Origin of the sequence: Nocardioides sp., assembly GCF_041600255.1 — a bacterium.
In the GTDB taxonomy this organism is placed as follows: Bacteria; Actinomycetota; Actinomycetes; order Propionibacteriales; family Nocardioidaceae; genus Nocardioides.
In genome coordinates, this window is record NZ_JBFIKK010000175.1 from 1 (window position 1) to 5,167 (window position 5,167).

The 5,167-nt window shown below is 69.4% G+C and carries 7 protein-coding genes and 1 tRNA gene; 2 read left to right on the plus strand and 6 right to left on the minus strand.

Annotated elements, in window-relative coordinates; all coding sequences use genetic code 11:
- Positions 1-169: 169 nt before the first annotated feature.
- The 5 genes from ABZE72_RS15440 to ABZE72_RS15460 form a co-directional block, all read right to left on the minus strand.
- Entirely contained in the window at positions 170-454 is a 285-nt protein-coding gene (locus tag ABZE72_RS15440; protein WP_372729923.1) for a hypothetical protein, read from the minus strand.
- 125 nt (positions 455-579) lie between these two features.
- Positions 580-834, minus strand: coding sequence for a hypothetical protein (locus tag ABZE72_RS15445; protein ID WP_372729924.1), 255 nt, complete (start codon positions 832-834; stop codon positions 580-582).
- Positions 831-3,284 (minus strand): penicillin acylase family protein, encoded by a 2,454-nt coding sequence (locus ABZE72_RS15450; RefSeq protein WP_372729925.1) that lies wholly within the window; start codon positions 3,282-3,284, stop codon positions 831-833. Before ABZE72_RS15450 ends, ABZE72_RS15445 begins: the two co-directional genes overlap by 4 nt.
- Positions 3,285-3,379: 95 nt before the next feature.
- Positions 3,380-3,703, minus strand: coding sequence for a co-chaperone GroES (locus tag ABZE72_RS15455; protein ID WP_372729926.1), 324 nt, complete (start codon positions 3,701-3,703; stop codon positions 3,380-3,382).
- A 25-nt stretch (positions 3,704-3,728) separates the two neighbouring features.
- Positions 3,729-3,977, minus strand: a complete 249-nt coding sequence (locus ABZE72_RS15460) for a DUF3618 domain-containing protein (protein WP_372729927.1) — start codon at positions 3,975-3,977, stop codon at positions 3,729-3,731.
- A gap of 30 nt (positions 3,978-4,007) precedes the next feature.
- Between ABZE72_RS15460 and bcp the strand changes: the two genes are divergently transcribed.
- Positions 4,008-4,475 (plus strand): thioredoxin-dependent thiol peroxidase, encoded by a 468-nt coding sequence (gene bcp / locus ABZE72_RS15465; protein WP_372729928.1) that lies wholly within the window; start codon positions 4,008-4,010, stop codon positions 4,473-4,475.
- A 14-nt stretch (positions 4,476-4,489) separates the two neighbouring features.
- Positions 4,490-4,563 (plus strand) — tRNA-Leu (locus tag ABZE72_RS15470).
- 8 nt (positions 4,564-4,571) lie between these two features.
- Here the strand turns inward: ABZE72_RS15470 and ABZE72_RS15475 are convergent.
- Positions 4,572-5,167, minus strand: a 596-nt coding sequence (locus tag ABZE72_RS15475; protein ID WP_372729930.1) for a 1-acyl-sn-glycerol-3-phosphate acyltransferase, incomplete at its 5' end; no start/stop codon positions are given.

Genomic DNA, 5,167 nt, shown 5'->3' on the forward strand with positions numbered 1-5,167 from the left:
CCAGCACCTTGTCGGGCAGCCCGGACAACATCGGGACCTCGCGGAGGAAGTCGAGGCGAGCGGTGGGAACTCCATGCTTCAGTTTCTTGAACATGACCATCACCTTTCCGGCCTCCCCGCCAAGGATGATGGCATCGTCCACGGGAGGGGGCAATGGCCCTGTCGGTGGCTAGCCGAGCTCGCTGAGCCGCTCGCGGTACTCCGCGGTGTCGATCTCCCCGCGGGCGTACCGCTCGGCCAGGAGCGCCTTCGCCCGCTGGTTGGGCGCCGATTCGTCACCGCCTCGTGCCGTGCTCGGTTGACTGCCGAGCGACCGCGCGACCAGGGCGGCAGCAACGACGACGACCACGAGCAGGACGAGCATGACGACCAGTCCCCACCACCACATCCAGCCCGCGCCCATGCCGTTCATGTGGTCCCACCTCTCCGGATCGACGAGGAGTTCGGCCTGCATGGTGCCTCCCTGAGGTGCGCGGGCCGCCCTGCCGCGGCCCACTCCCATCGTGGCTCCGGCCGGCCCCGGACATCAGGGGCGAAGGTCCCGAGCTGCCGGAGTACGACCTGCCGCCGCCGACATGCTCAGGTCGCGATGTGACGGATGCTGAGCACCAGGGTCGCCAGCCCGAAGAGGCCCGTCAACCAGCCCAGCACGCGCGCAGACCTCGGCAGCCGGACAGAGAACGCGACCACCAGCACCACGGCGCCCGACACCACACCCAGCCACCCCTCCAGCGGGGCCAGGAGCGCGATGACCGAGAGCGCGACGATGGTGAGCACCCCGCCGACCAGGGTCAGGAAGTCGAGCCACCCGCGACTCGGCGCCCCGATGCTCATCCGCGCACCCGGATCGTCCGCAGCGTCTCGCGCCGGATCTGCTGCTTCGTGAACGCGAAGTGCACCCACTTCTTCTTCGAGAACATCCGGGTCTGGTCGGTCGACCACTTCGACGTCGGGTCCTCGTACTGGCTGTAGGTCAGGATCGTGCGGGCGTCCACCCGGCCACGGTCCAGGAACGAGATCGCCTGGATGTGCGAGGAACCGTAGGTAATCGGGCGATACTTGTCGGCGTTCTGCAGCGGCCAACGTGACGCCAGCGCGTTCGCGTTGCCCACCGAGTCCCCGGTGCCGCCGCCCAACGGGATCGGCGGGGCGCCCCGGTCACCGGCGACCTGGAGCGAGCCCCAGGTGGCGTCGAGGGCGACCCCGGCCGCACGCACCTTGGCGATCGCGTCCCGCAACGCCTTGATCAGCTCCGGGGAGGTGAAGTTCAGGTCGCGCGGGGTGTTCTGCGGGTCCGCCGCGTTGAACGGCGTACGCCACATGACCTGCTTGGCCCGGGTAGCGCCCACCTCGGCCATGAACGCCTCGAACAGGTGGGTGCCGCGCGACTCGATGTTCGAGGTGCCGTCCCAGGCCTTCAGGACCGCACACGCCTCGGTCTCACCGGTGGCCGAGCAGAGCCGGTCGAAGTCGCCGTTGGCCCGCATCACCTCGGCGGTCATCAGGCGGTTCTCGTGCTCGTGGTCACGCAGGCTCTTCGGCGACTCCTTCTTGCCCGAGGCCAGCCGGTCCATCACGTAGGCGTTGACGACCCGGGTGCGCATGGTGCGCGCGCACTTCTCGCAGCCGATGATCGTGGCGAAGCCCTCGAGCCGGTGGTCGATGTTCGGCAGCCAGTAGGAGTCGTTGGCGTTGGTCACCCAGTCCCGACGCACGGCCATCGGCAGGTTGGCCGGGCCGAAAATGCCGGGTCGCGAGGCGTCCGCGTCGTCCCCCCAGGCGCACGAGGAGCCGGCCCGGGTGCCGTCGAGGCCCGGCAGGTTGGCCAGCTGGAAGAGCAGGCGGCCGGTCGGCGTCATGCAGTTCTGCGCGACCGCGTTGGACACGTGCGGGACCACCGAGTGGTCGGCGTAGGCGACGTCGCCGTTGCGGTCCGCAGCCGTCGTGTTGACCCACGGCATCCCACCCGCCTTGTCCTGGCGCCGGAGCAGGTCGCGGACGTTCGTGGCCTTGCCCATCTCCAGGAAGGTGTCGACCGTGCGCAGCTGCTCGGCGTTCGCGTCGCGGATCGCCCAGACACTCTGCGTCGACCAGGGCATGAAGAGCTTCGGAGCGTCGATGACGTAGCCCTCGGGCGTGCGGTAGAGGTCCTCGGTCACGGTGCCGAGCGAGCCGTCGGCGTTCTTGACCGTGATCGTGACTTCGCGACGCTCGAGCGCCTGCGGGCCCTTGTCCGTCACGTACGTCGTGAGACCGGCCAGGCGGTACTCGTACGGCGTGAAGCGGTACGCCGTCGAGACGGTGTGGCTCCAGGCGACGTCCTTGTTCCAGCCGATGTTCACCACTGGGGAGCCGACCAGCGAGGCACCGGCGACGTCGTACTTGCCGGGGATCGTGAGGTGCTGCTGGGTGAAGTGGTAGCGCCCGCGCCACGGAAAGTGCGGGTTGCCGAGCAGCATGCCGCGCCCGGTCGTGGAGGAGTCGCCGCCGATCGCGGTGGCGTTGGAGCCGAACGGCGACGCGGGGTCCTTGCCGAGACCGGCGAGCAGCTCGTCGCGGTCGACCGAGGCCCTGGTCGGGTTGGGCAGGCCGGGGTCGTTGGGGCCCGGAGGCGCCGCGTCGACGATCTCCTTCACGAAGACCCCGTTGGAGCCGAGCATGTTGGCCAGGTAGACGCCGTACCAGAGGTCGATCGGGCGGGCCTTCTGCTTCAGGTGCGGGGCGCCCTTGCACTCCGGGTCGCTGACCCCCTTCGGGCCGCCGATCTTCTTCAGCCAGGCGTTCACCCCGGCGGTGTAGCCACGCACCATCGCCTTGGCCTGGGGGCCGGGCCCGCGGACCTTGTCCTTGAGCAGCTTCTCGACCGCGCGCCGGTTGTGCAGGTCGGTGACGAACGCGTCCACCTGAAGGTTCGAGGCGAGGAGCGTCACCTGATCGTTGTAGATCCCGTCGGCACCGAACCACCGCGAGCGCTGTCCGCGCCCGGTCACCAGGGTGTCGGCCAGGGTGCAGATCGAGGCGTCCGCCGCCGCATAGCCGCTGCCGAAGCCGAGGTCGCCGAAGCTCTTGGCGGTGATGTGCGGGATGCCGTGCTTGGTGACCCGGATCGTGGCGTCGTACGACGTCTTCTTCGCGGCCCGCGCCTTGGCCGGCGCAGCGGCCCGGGCGGCCGCTGGTGCCGTGGCTGCGGAGGGCTCGCCGCCGGCACCTGAGGTCGTGACGACCCCGAGCGGGACGAGCGTGAGCGTGGCGGCCAGAACACCGAGACGACGGAGGGAGAACATGTTCCATTGAACGTCGCGCAGGGCGCGAGGTTACGGGGCGTTAACCGGCGAGATCGCTGGTCTGGAACGGCGGGCGCTTCCCGACCGGACGAGACTCAGAGATACAGGCCGGTCGAGGCGCTGCCGAGCCGGTCGGCAGCGACCGCGTGGACGTCGCGCTCGCGCATCACGACGTACAGCTCGGCGTTCACCTCGACCTCGGCCTTGTCCTCGACGTCGAAGAGGACCCGGTCACCTACCTCGACGCTCCGGGCGTGCGGTCCGACCGCCACGACCTTGGACCAGGTCAGCCGGCGGGCACCCATCGCCGCCGTCGCGGGGATGACGATGCCACCGGAGGAACGCCGCTCACCGGCGTCGCGGTCGAGCTCGACCAGGAGCCGGTCGTGCAGCATCTTGATGGGCGTCTTGTCGGTCATCGCGTGGGGTCGAGACGTCGTCGGATCAGCGGGCGACCTTGCGGATCACCAGGAAGAGCGCCACCACGCCGGCGACTCCCCCCGCGACCTTCAGGATGTTGTCGGTGCGGGGTTCCCCGGTCGTGCGGTCGACGAAGTGAGCCTTGAACGCGCTCACCTCGCGGCTCGCGATCGTCTTGGGGCTGGCTCGGTAGAGCAGCTGGTCGATGGTGGTGGCCAACCGCTCCCGGGTTTCCTCGATCTCGCGTTCGAGGGACGTCGTCTCCTTGGTCACCTCAGAAGGCTACCAACTAGGGTTCTCGCCATGGATCGGCTCTCCCCCGGCGACACCGCCCCCGACTTCACCCTCAGCGACGACACCGGCTCCGAGGTCTCCCTCGCGGACCTGCGCGGGCGCAAGGTGATCGTCTACTTCTACCCGGCTGCGATGACGCCCGGCTGCACCAAGCAGGCGTGCGACTTCACCGAGTCGCTGGAGTCGTTGCGCGGGGCGGGCTACGAGGTCCTGGGCATCTCCCCCGATGCGCCGGCCAAGCTGGCCACGTTCCGGGAGCGCGACGGGTTGGGGCTGCGGCTGCTCTCCGACCCGGACAAGGCCGTGATGACGTCGTACGGCGCCTTCGGCGAGAAGAAGCTCTACGGCAAGGTCGTCCAGGGCGTCATCCGCTCCACCTTCGTGGTGGACGAGGACGGGAAGATCGAGGTGGCGCAGTACAACGTCAAGGCCACCGGGCACGTCGCCAAGCTACGGCGGGACCTCGGCCTCGACTGAGGTCCCCCGCTCACGCGCCCGTAGCCCAACAGGCAGAGGCACCAGGTTTAGGTCCTGGCCAGTGCGAGTTCGACTCTCGCCGGGCGCACCCAGCGTTCAGTCGCGTTCCTCTTCCCGCAGCCGTGGGACCGTGAAGCCCTCGGGGTTCAGACCGGTCTTGTCGGCGTAGAACTCCCGGACCAGGTCCATGTCGGCGCGTACGTCGCCGGTCGGGGTGAACGTCGGACCCCAGCCGACCGTTCGCGAGGGGCCGTCCACGAAGGCGAGCGTGACGGGGATGCCGGTCTGCTGCGAGATCTTGTAGAACCCGGACTTCCAGTACTCGCCCTTGCCGCGGGTGCCCTCGGCAGCGATGGCCAGGAGGAACGCCTCGTCGTCCTTCGCGTCGGCGAGGAGCTGCCGGACGGTGGCGCCCGGACTGGCGCGGTCCAACGCGACTCCGCCGGTGGCGCGCATGATCGGCGCCAGCGGGCCCTTGAAGAAGTCCTGCTTGATCAGCAGGCGCGGCTGGACGCTGCTGCGCCACGACAGCAGGATCGTGAGCACCCAGTCCCAGTTCGAGGTGTGCGGCGCGCCCACCAGAATCCCCTTGGCGGGCGGCTCGCCCACGGTCTGCCAACGGGCGAGACGGAGGATGAGGCGGGCGAGACTCCGGCGGAGGAGGAAGCGTCGTTGCACGTCCTGAACGGTAC

Bases quoted from the DNA above. Each gene is read 5' to 3' on its own strand.
- ABZE72_RS15440 (WP_372729923.1), bottom strand. From the start codon at position 454: ATGCAGGCCGAACTCCTCGTCGATCCGGAGAGGTGGGACCACATGAAC.
- ABZE72_RS15445 (WP_372729924.1), bottom strand. From the start codon at position 834: ATGAGCATCGGGGCGCCGAGTCGCGGGTGGCTCGACTTCCTGACCCTG.
- ABZE72_RS15450 (WP_372729925.1), bottom strand. From the start codon at position 3,284: ATGTTCTCCCTCCGTCGTCTCGGTGTTCTGGCCGCCACGCTCACGCTC.
- ABZE72_RS15455 (WP_372729926.1), bottom strand. From the start codon at position 3,703: ATGACCGACAAGACGCCCATCAAGATGCTGCACGACCGGCTCCTGGTC.
- bcp (WP_372729928.1), top strand. From the start codon at position 4,008: ATGGATCGGCTCTCCCCCGGCGACACCGCCCCCGACTTCACCCTCAGC.